This window comes from Amycolatopsis sp. NPDC004747 (assembly GCF_053601335.1).
Window position 1 is genome coordinate 316,012 of sequence record NZ_JBSGBQ010000001.1, and the last position, 14,680, is coordinate 330,691.

At 73.4% G+C, this 14,680-nt stretch carries 16 protein-coding genes; 8 read left to right on the plus strand and 8 right to left on the minus strand.

Translation table 11 applies throughout. The annotated features are described in order from the left end of the window. The first annotated feature begins 80 nt into the window (after positions 1-80). Positions 81-425, plus strand: coding sequence for a YciI family protein (locus tag ACWEGE_RS01310; RefSeq protein ID WP_449658456.1), 345 nt, complete (start codon positions 81-83; stop codon positions 423-425). Further along, complete coding sequence (locus ACWEGE_RS01315; protein WP_449658457.1) at positions 422-1,633, plus strand: RNA polymerase sigma factor; 1,212 nt, start codon at positions 422-424, stop codon at positions 1,631-1,633. Before ACWEGE_RS01310 ends, ACWEGE_RS01315 begins: the two co-directional genes overlap by 4 nt. On the opposite strand, the gene ACWEGE_RS01320 is transcribed toward ACWEGE_RS01315, so the two are convergent. Further along, positions 1,606-4,323 carry a P-loop NTPase fold protein gene (locus tag ACWEGE_RS01320; RefSeq protein ID WP_449658458.1) on the minus strand — a complete coding sequence of 906 codons (2,718 nt, stop codon included), beginning with the start codon at positions 4,321-4,323 and terminating at the stop codon, positions 1,606-1,608. The two genes, ACWEGE_RS01315 and ACWEGE_RS01320, sit on opposite strands and share 28 nt — an antisense overlap. 166 nt (positions 4,324-4,489) lie before the next feature. On the opposite strand from ACWEGE_RS01320, the gene ACWEGE_RS01325 reads away from it, so the two are divergent. From ACWEGE_RS01325 to ACWEGE_RS01335, 3 genes are read left to right on the plus strand one after another with little or no spacing between them, the layout of a single operon-like run. After that, entirely contained in the window at positions 4,490-5,548 is a 1,059-nt protein-coding gene (locus ACWEGE_RS01325) for a hypothetical protein (RefSeq protein WP_449658459.1), read from the plus strand. 24 nt (positions 5,549-5,572) lie between these two features. Then, the gene (locus tag ACWEGE_RS01330; RefSeq protein ID WP_449658460.1) at positions 5,573-5,923 is read left to right on the plus strand and encodes an ArsR/SmtB family transcription factor; all 351 of its coding nucleotides are present in this window, start codon (positions 5,573-5,575) and stop codon (positions 5,921-5,923) included. Further along, entirely contained in the window at positions 5,920-6,354 is a 435-nt protein-coding gene (locus tag ACWEGE_RS01335; protein ID WP_449658461.1) for an SRPBCC family protein, read from the plus strand. The genes ACWEGE_RS01330 and ACWEGE_RS01335 overlap by 4 nt, the downstream gene beginning before the upstream one ends. Before the next feature lie 4 nt (positions 6,355-6,358). On the opposite strand, the gene ACWEGE_RS01340 is transcribed toward ACWEGE_RS01335, so the two are convergent. Then, on the minus strand, positions 6,359-7,291 hold the full coding sequence (locus ACWEGE_RS01340; RefSeq protein ID WP_449658462.1) for an AraC family transcriptional regulator: 933 nt from the start codon (positions 7,289-7,291) through the stop codon (positions 6,359-6,361). Between the two features lie 82 nt (positions 7,292-7,373). On the opposite strand from ACWEGE_RS01340, the gene ACWEGE_RS01345 reads away from it, so the two are divergent. After that, on the plus strand, positions 7,374-8,195 hold the full coding sequence (locus tag ACWEGE_RS01345) for an NmrA family transcriptional regulator (RefSeq protein WP_449658463.1): 822 nt from the start codon (positions 7,374-7,376) through the stop codon (positions 8,193-8,195). 17 nt (positions 8,196-8,212) lie between these two features. Further along, positions 8,213-8,671 carry an anthrone oxygenase family protein gene (locus tag ACWEGE_RS01350; protein ID WP_449658464.1) on the plus strand — a complete coding sequence of 153 codons (459 nt, stop codon included), beginning with the start codon at positions 8,213-8,215 and terminating at the stop codon, positions 8,669-8,671. Here the strand turns inward: ACWEGE_RS01350 and ACWEGE_RS01355 are convergent. Genes ACWEGE_RS01355 through ACWEGE_RS01375 form a run of 5 tightly spaced genes read right to left on the minus strand, consistent with a single transcriptional unit; the run spans position 8,668 to position 12,610 of the window. Further along, a complete protein-coding gene (locus ACWEGE_RS01355) occupies positions 8,668-9,153 on the minus strand; it encodes an AraC family transcriptional regulator (RefSeq protein WP_449658465.1) in 486 nt (161 codons plus the stop codon). The two genes, ACWEGE_RS01350 and ACWEGE_RS01355, sit on opposite strands and share 4 nt — an antisense overlap. Then, complete coding sequence (locus ACWEGE_RS01360; RefSeq protein WP_449658466.1) at positions 9,153-9,488, minus strand: YciI family protein; 336 nt, start codon at positions 9,486-9,488, stop codon at positions 9,153-9,155. The genes ACWEGE_RS01355 and ACWEGE_RS01360 overlap by 1 nt, the downstream gene beginning before the upstream one ends. A 1-nt stretch (position 9,489) precedes the next feature. Continuing rightward, entirely contained in the window at positions 9,490-10,248 is a 759-nt protein-coding gene (locus tag ACWEGE_RS01365) for an alpha/beta fold hydrolase (protein ID WP_449658467.1), read from the minus strand. After that, positions 10,245-11,519: an RNA polymerase sigma factor gene (locus ACWEGE_RS01370; RefSeq protein ID WP_449658468.1), complete on the minus strand. Its 1,275-nt coding sequence runs from the start codon at positions 11,517-11,519 to the stop codon at positions 10,245-10,247. The genes ACWEGE_RS01365 and ACWEGE_RS01370 overlap by 4 nt, the downstream gene beginning before the upstream one ends. Positions 11,520-11,539: 20 nt before the next feature. Then, a complete protein-coding gene (locus tag ACWEGE_RS01375) occupies positions 11,540-12,610 on the minus strand; it encodes a TetR/AcrR family transcriptional regulator (RefSeq protein WP_449658469.1) in 1,071 nt (356 codons plus the stop codon). Between the two features lie 87 nt (positions 12,611-12,697). Between ACWEGE_RS01375 and ACWEGE_RS01380 the strand changes: the two genes are divergently transcribed. Next, a complete protein-coding gene (locus ACWEGE_RS01380; RefSeq protein WP_449658470.1) occupies positions 12,698-13,873 on the plus strand; it encodes a cytochrome P450 family protein in 1,176 nt (391 codons plus the stop codon). Here the strand turns inward: ACWEGE_RS01380 and ACWEGE_RS01385 are convergent. Beyond that, positions 13,856-14,632, minus strand: coding sequence for a TetR/AcrR family transcriptional regulator (locus ACWEGE_RS01385; RefSeq protein ID WP_449658471.1), 777 nt, complete (start codon positions 14,630-14,632; stop codon positions 13,856-13,858). The genes ACWEGE_RS01380 and ACWEGE_RS01385 overlap by 18 nt on opposite strands. Positions 14,633-14,680: the final 48 nt, after the last annotated feature.

Here is a 14,680-nt window from a genome sequence, read left to right on the forward strand (position 1 = left end):
AATGCGGGCCGGTGAGGTGTCGATCCGGCCGTGTCCCGTTCGTGTCAGCGGTGAGGAGCACCGATCCCGAGGAGGACGAAGTGAAGCAGTACCTGCTCAGCGTGTACCAGCCCGACGGCCCGACCCCGCCGCCGGAGGTCCTGGACGGCATCGTGCGCAAGCTCGACACGCTCAACGCCGATCTCCAGGCCGCCGGTGCCTGGGTGTTCGCCGGTGGGCTGCACCCGCCCTCGACCGCCACCGTGCTGCGGGCCGGCGACGGCGACACCCTGGTCACCGACGGCCCCTACAGCGAAGGCAAGGAACACCTCGGCGGGTTCACCATCATCACCGCGCCCGACCTCGACGCCGCGCTCACCTGGGGTGGCCGGCTGGCCGACGCCGTCGCCCCGCTGCCGGTCGAGGTCCGGCCGTTCCGCGAATGACCGTCGAAGAGGTGTTCGCCGCGGAGTACGGCCGGGCGGTGTCGGTCCTGGTGCGCGTGTTCGGGGACATCGACGTCGCCGAGGAGGCCGTGCAGGACGCCTTCGCCGAGGCCGTGCGGCGGTGGCCGGCCGCCGGGCTCCCGCCGAGCCCGGCGGGCTGGATCATCACCACCGCCCGCAACCGGGCGATCGACCGGCTGCGCCGGGAGGCCGCCCGGGCGGGCAAGCACGCCCAAGCCGCGTTGCTGCGCGCGGAAACCGAGGTCGTGGAGGAGGGTGCCGTGCCCGACGAACGGCTCCGGCTGATCTTCACCTGCTGCCACCCGGCGCTGGCCCGGTCCGCGCAGGTCGCGTTGACGCTGCGGCTGCTAGGCGGCCTGACCACCGCGCAGATCGCGGCCGCGTTCCTGGTCGCCGAGCCGACCATGGCCCAGCGGATCGTGCGGGCCAAGAACAAGATCCGCGACGCGGGCATCCCGTACCGCGTCCCGCGTGACGCCGACCTGCCGGCCCGGCTGGTCGCGGTGCTCGCCGTGCTGTACCTGATCTTCAACGAGGGTTACGCGGCCAGCGCCGGGGAGGAGCTGGTCCGCGCCGAGCTGTGCCGCGAGGCGATCCGGCTGACCCGCGTCCTGACCGGGCTGATGCCCGACGAGCCCGAGGTCTGGGGACTGCTGGCGCTGATCCTGCTGATCGACGCCCGCCGCGAGACGCGCACGACCGCGGACGGCGAGATCGTGCTGCTGGCCGATCAGGACCGGTCGCGCTGGGACGCGGACCTGATCGCCGAGGGACAGGAGATCGTCCGCCGCTGCCTGCGCCGCAACCAGCCGGGCCCGTACCAGATCCAGGCGGCGATCCAGGCCGTCCACAGCGACGCGCCGACGGACTGGGGGCAGGTCAAGGCGCTGTACGACCAGCTGCTGGCACACTCGCCGACGCCGGTGGTGGCGCTGAACCGGGCGGTGGCGGTCGCCGAGGTCGACGGCCCCGGCGTGGCGCTGGCGCTGGTCGAAGAGCTCGACCTGCCGCGTTTCCCGCTGTTCCACGCGATCCGGGCCGACCTGCTGGACCGGGCGGGCCGTCCGGAAGACGCGGTCGCGGCCTACACCGCGGCCATCGATCTCACGCGCAACGCCGTGGAACGCGACCTGCTGCGGAGCAAGCTGGCCGCGTGTGGTCAGCGCGTGCCGGGGGAGAGGACGTAGGAGAACCGGCGGACGCGGGGCACCCAGGCCTGGAACAGGCTGACGTCGGGCAGCGTGATCGACGGCGCGAGGTCGGCCAGGCTGCGGTGCAGGTGCGCCCAGTGCGCGACCTCGCCGTCGGCGATCGCACCGATGGCTTCGCTGCGCCACTGGCCGCCGTTCTCCACCGGCTGCAGGCCGGCCACGAAATCGGCCCACGAGGTCTGCGGCGCCCGGTGCAGCAGCGCGTCGGCGAACCGGCCGAGCAGGCGCCCGTGCGCGGTGCACGTCCCGAGCAGCACGACCACGGCCTCGAACTCGCCGTCGAGGAAGGCGGACGCCGTGGACAGGTCCCGCGTCGCCCGCAGCATGCGGTAGAGGTTGATCAGGCGCTTGGCGTCCCGGGGCGTGTCGACCAGCCGGTCCAGGCGCGCGAGGAGGGCGATCTCCGGTTCGGTCAGCGGACGGGGTTTCGCGGGCGGCTCGGCCGGGTCCAGCTGCGCGGCCACCTGCGAGCCGGGCTCCACCGGCAGGTCGGTGACGGGGCGGTCCCACAGGGAGGAGGCGGCTGGTTCCAGCTCGGGCGGTTCCGGTTCGGCCGGCGCCGTCGCCGTTGCGGCCGGCGGTTCGGCCATCCCGTCCAGCAGCCGCCGGAGGCTGCCGTCGGGCATCCGGGGCAGGACGAGCGGGATGTTGAGGATCTTCTCCAGGTAGTCCTCGGGCGTCACGTGCCACCCGTCGGCGCGCACGACGGGGTCGGCTTCGATCAGCCGGTCGTAGTGGGCGCTCAGCGACCGCAGCAGCCACCGCGGGTCCACCCCGACGACCACCACGAACAGGTCGAAGGCGAGCAGCAGGTGCACCGCCTGGAGCACGTCGACGACCTGGCGGGGGCTGCAGCGGTCGAGGTCGTCGATGTAGAGCACGATCCGGTCCAGCGGCCGGGTTCCGTCGTCTTCGCCGTCGGTCATCAGCGCGACGAGTTTCTCGAAGTCCTTGCGGATGGTGGAGATGAGCCCCAGGTTGCCGTGGTAGTCGTCGGTGCGGGAGCGCTCGGCGAGGAAGGCGTAGAGCCGCCGGCCCGGTGTCAGCTCGGTCAGCTGACGGCCCAGCTCGCCGATCCGGGCGACGACCTCTTCCAGCTGCCGTTCCGCGATCTGCTGTTCGGCGTCGGCCTGGCGCAGGGCGGCGACTTCGCGCTGTGCGGCCTCGTCGAGGCCGTTCTGCAGGTCTTCCGCGAGGTCCCGCAGCCGCCGCAGCCCGCCGCGGGCGGCCCGCACCAGGGTGAGCCCGGCGGCGGTGAAGGCACCGAACACGGCACCGACGCCGATCAGCCAGCTGCGGACGTCCGGGACGAACGCCGTGAGGCCCACCCCGGCGAGCAGGACGACGGCCGCGACGACCAGCGCCGTCCGGCCGTGGCGGTAGCGGCTGATCCGGCGCAGTTCGCCGGTTTCCTCCCGGGTCTCCCGGAGTTCGCCGGCCAGCAGCCTGCCTTGTTCGGCCGGATCGCCGACGCCCAGTTTCCGCCACACCTCGGCGTACTGCTCCCGCAGCACGGGCGACTTCCGCAGGGCCCGGACCAGGTCGAGGGCCCGCGTCCGGCGGTTGCCGCGCGCTTCGCCGATCTTGAGCTTGAGCGCCGCGGCCTCGGCCTGGGCGCGCTCGGTCACCGCGGTCAGCTGTTTGCGCTGCTCGAGTTCACCGGCGAGGCGGTCACGCAGCCGGGCACCTTCGCGGAGCCGGGCGCGGTGCTCGGCGTGCGGCTCGCCCGGCTGCCGGACCGGTTCGGCGAGCTGGCGGAAGATCTCGTCGCCGAGGCTGGCCCACAGGTTCGCGTCCGCGTAGTGCCAGGCGTTGAACCCGACCTGCGCGATCTTCCGGCACTGGCCGGGCGCGCCCTCGAGCTCTTTGACCTGGCCGCGGAGCATGCCCATGAAGAAGCTCTTCCCGGCGCCCCATTCGCCGAACACCCCGATCGACAGCGGCAGCGGCGTGTCCTTCGCGGCGATCACCGTGGCCAGCATGGAAACGTACGGCTTGACGCCGAGGTGGTCGCGGCTCAGCGGGATGCATTCGTTGGGGTCGACGAGGTCCTTGGTCAGCCCGCCGGCCAGTTGGTCGGCCGAGAACCCGCGCGCCGGGGGCCTTCGGGGGAAGTGCGCGGAGGTCCACCGTGCCGCGATGGTGTCCACGTGGTCTTCGCGGAGGGAGAAGAAGACCACCTTCCGCACGGCGGTGTGCGCGCCGAGCGCGCCTCCGATCAACGCATCGGCGGCCACGACCGGTTCCATCCCCAGCTGCCCGGTGGCGAACAGCGGCAGCGCGACCGAAGTCGCCCCGGCATCGGCGGCCGCGAAGATCGCTTCCCGCGCCGCGGTGGCGATCGCCTGCGGAGTGGCCGATTGGCGCTCGTCCGAGGCGTGTGGCGTGGCCAGCACAGCCATCCGGAGCTGATGCCCGCCGCTGTGCGAACTCAGGTCGAGCACCGCCGGTTCGCCGGGTTTGACCTGGTTCAGGTCGATCGAGTCCCAGCCCGGGTCGGGAAACTGCTCCTCCACGGCGGCGGCGACCTGCCCGAACCCGCCGCCGACGGAGACCACCAGCGCATCCACCGGCAGCTCCCAGGGCCGGTTGGTGAGCGCGACGCCGTAGGAGACGCCGTCGACGGTCCGGAGCGGTTTCACCTGGGGGTGCGGGGCGTCGTTCACGGTTCCAGACTCGCCCATCCACCCACCGCCGTCACCCCGGGGTCTCCTCGGCTGTTCTGGGTTTGGATATGTGACCTTATCCAAACTCAGGTTCTTCGGAACCAATCTTTTGATTTTGAAACAGCTGCATCTAGTTCTGATTAGAAGCTTTGATAGAGTCCGGCCCATGACGGAAGACGCTGGTCAAGCGCGGGTGTGCGAGTACCGGAGGTGCGGGGCGCCGCTGCCTCCGGCGGTGGGACGCGGGAGCCGGGCGCGGTTCTGCCAGGACGGGAAAATCTGGGGCCGTCGCAACCTCAGCTGCCGGGACGCCGAGGCCGTGCTCTCGGACGCGGAGTCGCTGCGGGAAAGCGACACCGAGCTGGACGACACCGCTGTCACCGCCCTCGCCGGTCAGGTCGACCGGGTGCTCGAGCCGGCGCGCGGGCTCGTCGAGACCCTCACGACGCTGCGCCACCAGCTCGAGGCCACCACGGCCACCGCGCTGGCCGAACGGGACGCCGCGGTGGCCGAGGCGGACGAACACCGTCTGCGGCGTGGCCGCGCGGAAGCCGAAGCCGCCCAGGCCCGGGAGACCGCCGAAACCGCCGTCGCCGCGGCAGCCGCGGCCGAGAAGGCGAAGGCGGCCGCGCTCGCGGAGCGGGATGAGGAGCTGGCGGCCCGGCGGGCGGCCGTTCAGGAGCAGCAGCGGGCCGAGGGGCAGCTGGCCGCGGTCCGTGACGAGCTCGGCCGGGTTGCCGAGCGGGCCGACGCTGCCGCGGCCCTCGCCGGTGAACGTGCGACGGTGATCGCCGCGCTGACCGCCGAGCTGGCGGCCGCCCAGGCCGCACTCGGGGAGGAACGCGGCCGCGTTCAGGCCGCCGTGGAACGGGCCGACGCCGTCCAGGCGCGGCTCGATGCGGCACGTGACGAGCACGCCGAGGCGACCGCGGCCCATGAAGCCGCGCTCAACGCCGTGCGCGACGACCACGCCAAGGCGGTCGCGGCACTCCAGGCGGCACACGAAGCCGCCCGCGCCGCGTTCGACCAGCGGTTGGCCGAGCTGCAGGCGGCGCACGAGCAGACCGTCCGGTCGATGCACGAAACCACGACCGGCCTCGGTGCCGAACTGCGGACCGCGGCCGGCCGGGCCGACGCCGCCGAGCGGGAGCTGGCGGACGTGCTGACCGCTCTGCGCGAGACGCCCGACCTGCCCGAAAAACTTAAGCAGTTACTTGACCGTTGACGGGCGCGGCGTTAACTTAAGTAGGTGCTTAACCATGAGGAGTCGCTGGACCTGGTGTTCCGCGCCCTGGGCGATCGGACCCGGCGGGCACTGGTGGCGCGGCTGGTGCGCGGCCCGGCGTCGGTCAGTGAGCTGGCCGAGCCGCTGACCATGTCGCTCGCCGCGGTCGTGCAGCACCTGCAGGTGCTGGAGACCGCCGGGATCGTGCGGTCGGAGAAGGTCGGCAGGGTCCGCACCTGCCGGATCGAACCGGCGATGCTGCGCGCGGCCGAGCAGTGGCTGAGCGGGCAGCGCACCACGTGGGAAAGCAAGCTCGACCGGCTCGGCGACTTCCTCGCCGAGCCGCCAGGAACGTCGGAAGGGAGCACGTCATGACCGTCCTGCACAGCACGTTCAGCCTCGAACGCAGCTACCCGGTGCCGCCGGAGCGGGTGTTCTCCGCCTGGGCGGACCCGGAGGCGAAGAAGCGCTGGTTCGTTTCCGCGGGCGCGCACGAACTGGACTTCCGCGCCGGTGGCCGGGAAGCCGTCGAGGGCCGCACGCCCGCCGGCGGGGTGTTGAGTTTCGTCGCGACCTACCACGACATCGTGCCCGAGCAGCGGATCGTCTTCTCCGGCACGCTCACCGGCGACGGTGCGCTCGCGACCGTCTCGACCACCACTGTGGAGCTGTTCGCCGAAGGTGACGGCACCCGGCTGGTGCTCACCGAGCAGGACACCTTCCTCGACGGCGCCGAGAAGCCGGAGTGGCGCGAGCAGGGCACCGGCGACTGGCTCGACCGGCTGGGCGACGAACTGAAGCAGTGACCGCTTACCCGGCCCGGTAGGCCCGCGGGCCGGCACCGAATTCGCGCTTGAAGGCCGCGCTGAGGGCGAACGCGCTGCCGTAGCCGACCTGGCGGGCGATCGAGGCGATCGTCGTTTCCGGGTGCTGGCGCAGCAGGTCCGCGGCCAGCGCGAGCCGCCAGCCGGTCAGGTAGGCCATCGGGGTCTCGCCCACCGCGGCCGCGAAGCGGCGGGCCAGCGCGGCCCGGGACACACCGACGTCGGCGGCGAGCTTGGCCACCGTCCACGGCTCGGCCGGCTGGTGCTGCAGCAGCCGCAGGGCCTGCCCGACGACCGGGTCCTCGTGCGCCCGGTACCACGCCGGGGCGCTGGTGTCCGGCCGGTCGAACCAGGCGCGCAGCGCGGCGATCAGCAGCAGGTCCAGCAGCCGGTCGAGGACGGCTTCCTGCCCCGGCACGTCCTTGCCGATCTCGGTGGCCAGCAGCCCGACGAGCGGGGTGGGCCAGTCGGCCGCGCGCAGGACGAGCAGCGGCGGCAGCGCGGCCAGCAGCCGCTTGCTCAGTTCGCCTTCCATGCCGTAGGTGCCGGTGAGCAGCACGACCGGGCCGTCGGTGCCGTGTCCCCAGGTGCGGACCCCGACGTCGGCGAGCTCGGTCAGGTGGCCGCCGTCGGGGGTGCGGCATTCCTGGCCGGGCAGGATGAGGGCCTGCGGCGGGGTCGCGGGGTGGTCGGCGACCAGGTACGGGTCCGGGCCGCGGGTGATCGCGACGTCGCCTTCGCCCATCGAGACGCCTTCCCCGCCGTCGGGCACGATCCACGCGTCGCCGCGCACCACCGCCACGACGGTCAGCGGCGCCCGGTCTTCGATGCGCAGCGACCACGGCGGGGTCAGCACCGACCGCAGGAGGAACGCGCCGTGGGCGCGGGGGCCGTCGAGGAGCGCGGCAAGCGGGTCCATGCCGGCAACTGTAGACGCTGGCGCATGTTATCGAGCCTGTGAACTATGGAGAGTCTCACCGGTGGCCGCTTCACTGAGCGGCATGACAACGAACTTCCTGGTGGTGGGCGGCACCGGCAAGACCGGGCGCCGGGTGGCGGACCGGCTGCGTGAGCGCGGTCGGCCCGTGCGGATCACGTCGCGGCGCGGGGCGCCGCCGTTCGACTGGGCCGACCGCGGGACCTGGGCGAAAGCACTCACCGGCGTCGAGGCGGTCTACCTGACCTACTACCCCGATCTGGTGGTGCCGCGGGCTGCCGGCGACATCCGGGCGTTCACCGAACTCGCGGTGGCGTTCGGGGTGCGGCACCTGGTGCTGCTGTCCGGCCGCGGCGAAGCGGAAGCCGAGGCCTGCGAAGAGATCGTCCGGACGGCCGGGACGGGCTGGACGGTCCTGCGGTGCAGCTGGTTCGCGCAGAACTTCAGCGAGCACTTCCTGCTGGACGCGGTGCGCGCCGGGGAGATCGTGCTGCCGGCGGGGACGGTGACCGAGCCGTTCGTCGACGTCCGCGACATCGCCGACGTCGCCGCGAAGGTGCTCACCGAGCCCGGCCACACCGGGCAGCTGTACGAGCTGACCGGGCCGCGGTTGCTGGGTTTCGCCGACGCCGCGGCCGAAATCGCCGCCGCGTCCGGGCGGGCGGTCCGTTGTGTTCCGGTTTCGGCCGCGGAGTTCGCGGCCGCGGCGGCCGGCCAAGGGATGCCCGAGGAGGAGGCCGGCGCGCTGACCGAGCTGTTCGCCCGCGTTCTCGACGGCCGCAACGCATCGGTGACCGACGGCGTGGCGCGGGTGCTGGGCCGTCCGGCGACGGATTTCGCCGGCTTCGCGCGGGACGCCGCGGCGACCGGGGTCTGGACGCGGTGAAGGGGAAGGGGAAACCGATGTCGACGGTGGTGCTGGTGGCCGCGCTGGTCGCGGCGGGCCTGATCGCGGGGTTGTTCTACGCCTACGCCTGCTCGGTGCTGCCGGGGCTGGCGCGCGGGGACGACAAGACGTTCGTGGAGGGGATGCGCGGGATCAACGTCGCGATCGTCAACCCGGTGTTCATGGTGACGTTCCTGGGGGCGCCGCTGCTGGCCGGCGTGGCGGTGTTCCTGCACTTCGGTTCGCCGTCGCTGCCGTGGGTGATCGCCGGGTTCGTGCTGCTGGCGGGGATGGTGCTGCTCACCGGGGCGGTGCACATCCCGCTGAACAACACCCTCGACCGCGGTGGCGACGACTACACGGCGGCGCGGGCGGCGTTCGAGACGACGTGGGTGCGCTGGAACCTCGTGCGCGCGGCGGTGAGCACGGCGGGCTTCGGCTGCCTGGTCGCGGCCGTGCTCACCCGGCGCGATTAGTCCTTGAGGCGGAAGAGCAGGTCGGTGACCCATCGGACGGGGTCGGGCACCTCTCGGGGGTTGCTGCGCAGCACTTCCAGCCGGCAGCCCCATTCCTCGCCGTCCGGTCCCGCGGCGCGGTCCCAGGTCAGGCCCTCGGCGTCGCCCCAGGCCAGCACGGCCTCGGTCGCCGCGGCGAGGCCGTCCGGAGCGCCGACGTAGGTGTCGAGGACGTACCGGCCGGCCGGGAGCTCGCCGAGGAAGGCGGGCTCGTCCGGGGTGTGGCCGCCCTCGATCGGGACGCCGGCTTCGACGGTGAACCGCAGGCCCGGATGCAGCACGCGGTAGCGGAAGAACGGGGCTCCGGCCGGGGCGATGCCCCGGGTGGCGAGGGTGCCGATCAGCGGTGGCAGCCGGTCGGCGATCCGGGGGAAGTCGGGGACGGCGAGGGTGGCCCGTTCGGCGACGTAGTGCTGGGCGGGCCGCTCGACGACGGTGGGCATCAGGCGAAGTCCTCCGGTCCGAGCATGGGGCGGACCTCGATGCTGCCGTAGGTCGCGGCGGGGTGGCGGGCGGCGAGTTCGAGGGCTTCGTCGAGGTCGGCGCAGTCGAGGATGACGAAGCCGCCGATCTGCTCCTTGGCTTCGGTGAACGGCCCGTCGGTGAGCAGCACTTCGCCGTCGCGGACCCGGATGGTGGTGGCTTCCGAGGGTGGGCGCAGGCCACCGCCGCCGCGGACGATGCCGCGGCGTTCCACGTCCTCGCTCCAGCCGCCGCAGCCGTCGTTCGCGTGTTCTTCGGCGGTTTCGTCGCCGCAGATCATCAGCAGGTACTGCATGTCAGCATCCTTTCAGGACTTCGCGCAGGCGCGCGGCGAAGGCTTCGGCGTCGGTGTCGAACCCGCCGTGGCCGCCGGGGAACACCTCGACGTCGGCGCCTAGGGCCGCGGCCAGCCCGAGCGCGGCGTGGTGGACCGGCAGTGCGGTGGACTCTTCGCCGACGGCGACCACCAGGCGCGCCGGGGTGGCCCGCAGTGCGTCGAGGTCCGGTTCGTAGGCGCCGGTCGCGGGCATGAGGTGGCCGAAGAAGTAGGCGAAGTTGCCTTCCGCGCGCGGGTCGAGCGGCGGGGCGGGGTCGACGCCGACGATCTTCATGAACGCGGCGAAGGCGGCGGCGAGGCCCTGTTCGCGGAAGAGGGCGGGGATGTCCGGGCCGTCGAGGGCGGGCAGGTACCGGGTGACCGGCGGTTCGTGCAGCACGACCGTGCCGACGTCGGCGGGGTGGTGGCGCACGAGTTCGAGCAGGGTGATCGCGCCGCCGCTGCTGGCCAGCACGTCGGCGGGGCCGACCTCGGCCAGCAGCCGGTGCACGTCGCCGGCGTGGTCGCCGACGGGGTCCGGGCCGGGGGTGCCGTCGAGGGGGCTGCGGGACAGGCCGCGCGGGTCGAAGGTGACGACGGTGTGGTCTTCGGCCAGCAGCGGCCGCAGGTGGGTGAACACCTGGGCGTCGGCGGGGCCGCCGGGGACCAGCAGCAGCGCGGGACCGGTGCCGTGGACGTCGTAGGTGAGGGTGGCGCCGGGGACGGCGAGGGTGGTCATGGGGTTTCCTCCGGTGGTCGGGTTTCACCCGACCGACGAACGGCGCCGCCGGGGACCGACACCAGTTCCGAGATTCTTCGCGTGAGGTAGGTCCGTTCGGCTTCGGTGCCGGCGAGGTCGCGGGCTTTCGCGTACCAGTGGGCGGCTTCGGCGTGGCGGCCGAGGCGGCGGAGGAAGTCGGCGCGGGTGGCGGCCAGCAGGTGGTAGCCCGCCAGCGGCAGGGCGTCGAGCAGGGCGAGCCCGGCTTCGGGGCCGTCGGCCATGCCGATCGCGATGGCGCGGTTGAGTTCGACGACGGCGCTGGGGACGTGCTTGCGCAGCTGGTCGTAGAGGCCGGCGATCTGGGGCCAGTCGGTGTCGGCGGCGTGGGCGGCGGTGGCGTGGCAGGCGGCGATGGCGGCCTGGATCTGGTACGGCCCGGGGCGACGGCGGCGCAGCGCGGTCTCCAGCACGGTGGTGCCTTCGGTGATCGCGGCGGTGTCCCAGCGGGTGCGGTCCTGCTCTTCGAGGGGGACGAGCACGCCGTCGGCGTCGGCGCGGGTGGCGCGGCGGGCGTGCTGGAGCAGCATCAGGGCGAGCAGGCCGAGTGCTTCGGGTTCGTCGGGCATCAGCTCGGCGAGGACGCGGGCCAGCCGCAGTGCTTCGGTGGCGAGGTCCGGGCGGAGCAGGTCGGGGCCGGCGCTGGCGGAGTAGCCCTCGTTGAACGTCAGGTAGAGCACGCCGAGCACGGCGGTGGTGCGTTCGGGCAGCAGGTGCGCGGGCGGGACGCGGTAGGGGATGCGGGCGTGGCGGATCTTGCGCTTCACCCGCACGAGCCGCTGGGACATGGTGGCTTCGGGGACGAGGAAGGCGCGGGCGATCTCGGCGGTGGACAGGCCGGCGAGGGTGCGCAGGGCCAGCGCGACCTGGGCTTCGGTGGCCAGTGCCGGGTGGCAGCAGGTGAAGATGAGCCGCAGCCGGTCGTCGGTGACGCCGCTGTCGTCGGGTTCGGGTTCGCCGGGGACGGGCATGCGGGCGGCCTCCCGGAGCTTGGCGGCGCCGACGGCGTCGCGGCGGAGCCGGTCGGTGGCGCGGTGGCGGGCGGCGGTGGTCAGCCAGGCGCCGGGGGAGGCGGGGACGCCGTCGCGGGGCCAGGTGCGCAGGGCCTGGGCGAAGGCTTCCTGGGCGCATTCCTCGGCGAGGTCCCAGTCGCCGGTGATCCGGATGAGCGTGGCCACGACCTGGCCCCACTCCTCCCGGAACGCTGCGGCGACCGCGGTCTCGACGTCCACCTTCGCTCCTTCCGCCGGTTTCACCCTTCCGACGAACGGGACGGCCCGGGACCGACAGCTGCGGCGTGGCAGGCGCCGAACCCTTCGGCGCGCGCCACGATCCGGCCGTCTTCGACGCGGACGGCGGCCTCGGTGGCGTCGCTGACGGCGGTGACGCCGGCCGCGGCGGCCAGTTCGCCGCCGGCGTCGCAGACCAGCCGCAGCCGGGGCCGGGCCGGGGGCGCGATCGCCTGGTCGAGGCAGCCGCGCAGGTCGGCGACGGCGAGGCGGGCCAGTGGCGCGAGCTCGCCGGGGTCGCTGGTGACGAGCACGGCGGTGACGTCGGCGCCGGTGCGGACGGCTTCTTCGAAGGCGGCGGCGCGGTGCAGGCCGAGGACGGCGGTGACGCCGTCGCCGGGCCGGAAGGTTTCGCCGGTCAGCAGGTCGGTGGCCGTCGGCGGGTCCCACGGCCGGTCGTCGGACCGGGCCTGGGCGGTGATCGGCGGCTCGGCCGGCCAGTCGTCGTCCAGGTCGAGTTCGAGCAGTGCGGCGCAGGCGGTGACGAGGTGGAACGGTTCGCCGAAGCCGGGTGCGGCGGCGGCGAGCTGGCTCGCGCCGTGCAGTGTGGTGAGCGCGGCTTCGGCGACCCGCACGAGCCGCCGTCCCGGGCGGGTGCGTTCGAGGGCGAGCCCGAGCAGGATCGCGTCGACGCGCATGAGCTGGGCGAACGGCCGTCGGGTGTGCTCGTCGGCGAGGACTTCGGGCAGCAGGTCGCGGGCGAGCCGGGCTTCTTCGCTGTCGGTGTCGGTGGCCAGCGGGAGCCGGGCGATCCAGGCGCGGGCGAAGGCGGCGAGGACGTCGGCCGCGGTGGGGTCCGCCGGTGGGGTGGCGGGCCGGGGCGCGCGTTCGGCGAGGTCGGCCAGGACGGCGAAGTACAGGGCACGTTTGCCGGCGAAGTTGGAGTAGACCGCGCCGCGGGTGAGTTCGGCGCGTTCGGCGATGACGTCGATCTTCGCCTCGCGGAAGCCGCGGCGGGCGAACTCGTCGCGGGCGGCGGTGAGCACCTTCGCGCGGTTGCGTTCCTGCGTCTCCGCCCTGCTGAGCCTGACCAATCGTCCTCCTTGCCGCGGGGTCGCGAGCCAAGATACCGTGACCACTGAGATGATAAGAACATCTGATTTCAACATCTGGAGTGGTGGATGACCCCCGAGATCGACCTGACCGACCCGAAGGTGCTGACCGACCCGTTCACCGCCTACGACCACGCGCGGGAACAGGGCGCGGTGGCCAAGCTGGTCATCCCCGGCTTCGGCCCGTTCTGGGCCCTGACCCGCTACGCCGAAGCTCGCGCGATGCTGACCGACACCCGGTTCGAGGTGAACTCCGGCAGCTTCCTGCGCCCGCCTGGCGTTCCCGAGCACTGCCTGCAGTACCTGGAGACGATGTCGGAGAAGGACGGGCCCGAGCACCTGCGGCTGCGGCGGCTGGTGGCCCCGGCGTTCACGCCGAAGCGGGCCGCGCAGCTGCGGCCGCGGCTGGCGGCGATCACCGCGCGGCTGCTCGACGGGCTGCCCGGACACGCCGAAGACGGCGTCGTCGACCTGGTGCCGCACTTCGCGCGGCCGCTGCCGATCGACGTGATCTGCGAGCTGGTGGGCATCCCCGAGGCCGATCGGCCGCGCTGGCGCGGGTACGGGGCCGCGGTCGCGAGCGGGATGGGTCCGGACTTCGCCGCGGCGATCCCGGCGATCGTCGAAGGCGCGAAGGAGGCGGTGGCGCGCAGCCGGGCCGAGCCGGGCGACGACCTCATCGGCGATCTGGTGCGGGTGCAGGAGGAGGACGGCGACCGGCTCACCGACACCGAGCTGGTCACCCTGGTCTGGCACCTGGTGCTGGGCGGGCAGACGCCGGTGAACCTCATCGCCAACTCCGTGGAGACGATGCTGCGGCACCCGGACCAGCTGGCTCTGCTGCGTGCCGACGCCGGGTTGTGGCCGGGGGCGGTGGAGGAGCTGATGCGCTTCTGCAGCCCGCAGCTGCTGACCACGCCGCGGTTCGCGCGCGAGGACGTCGAGATCGAGGGGCAGGTGATCGGCAAGGGCGAGCGGGTGACGGCGGCGATGGTGGCCGCCGACCGCGACCCGCGGGCGTTCGCCGACCCGGACCGCTTCGACATCACCCGTTCGGGGCCGGCGCAGCTGGGCTTCTCGCACGGGCCGCACTTCTGCCTGGGCGCCTCGATCTCGCGGGTGCAGACCGAGGTGGCGTTGTCGTCGCTGTTCGCCCGCTTCCCCGGCCTGGCGCTGACCGAGGACGTCCCCCGGGCGCCCGACGGCGGCACCTGGCGTCCCGCACGGCTACTGCTGGCGCTGTAGGACCAGCGCTTCGATGCCGTCGAGGACGCGGGCCAGGCCGAAGCGGAAGGTGTAGGCCGGGTTCTCGGCGGCTTCGTGGGCTTCGCCGGCGGCTTGGCCGACGCGGGAGGAGATCGGGTAGTGCGCCGCGTCGGCGGCCGGGATGCCGGCCAGCACCGGCGCGGCGCGCTCCCACCACTGGGCGTCGGTCATCCCGGTGGCGCGGACCAGGCGGGCGTTGTCGAGCGAGCTGCGCGCGGTGGTGCGGACCAGGCCGGTGACGAGGCCGACCACGGCGTCCATCTCGACGTCGCCGAGGCCGATGCCCTCGATCGCGCGCAGCTCGCGCTCGTACTTGGCGAAGCTGTGCGGGCCCAGCGCCGAGCGGCTGGTGGTGACCTGCAGCAGCCAGGGGTGGCGGTGCAGCAGTGCCCACTGGTCCTCGGCGAGGGCGGTCAGCGCGGCCCGCCAGCCGAGCCCGTCTTCGAGGGCGGCCAGTTCGCCGTGGGCGTGGTCGATCATCAGGTCCAGCAGCTCGGCGCGGCCCGGGACGTAGGTGTAGAGCGACATGGGGGCGACGCCGAGCTGCTCGGCGACCCGGCGGATGGTGACGGCTTCGATGCCGTCGGCGTCGGCCAGCGCCACCGCCGCGCGTACGACGTCGGCGGTGGCCAGCTTCGGCTTGGGGCCGCGGCGCGGGGGTGCCGAGACGCCCCAGAGCAGCTCGATCGCCCGGCGCGGGTCGCCGTCCCCGTTGTCCTGCGTGTGCACGCCGCCCATTCTGCCCACCTGATTTCCGTACAACGTACAGAGTTGTGCTAACCTCTT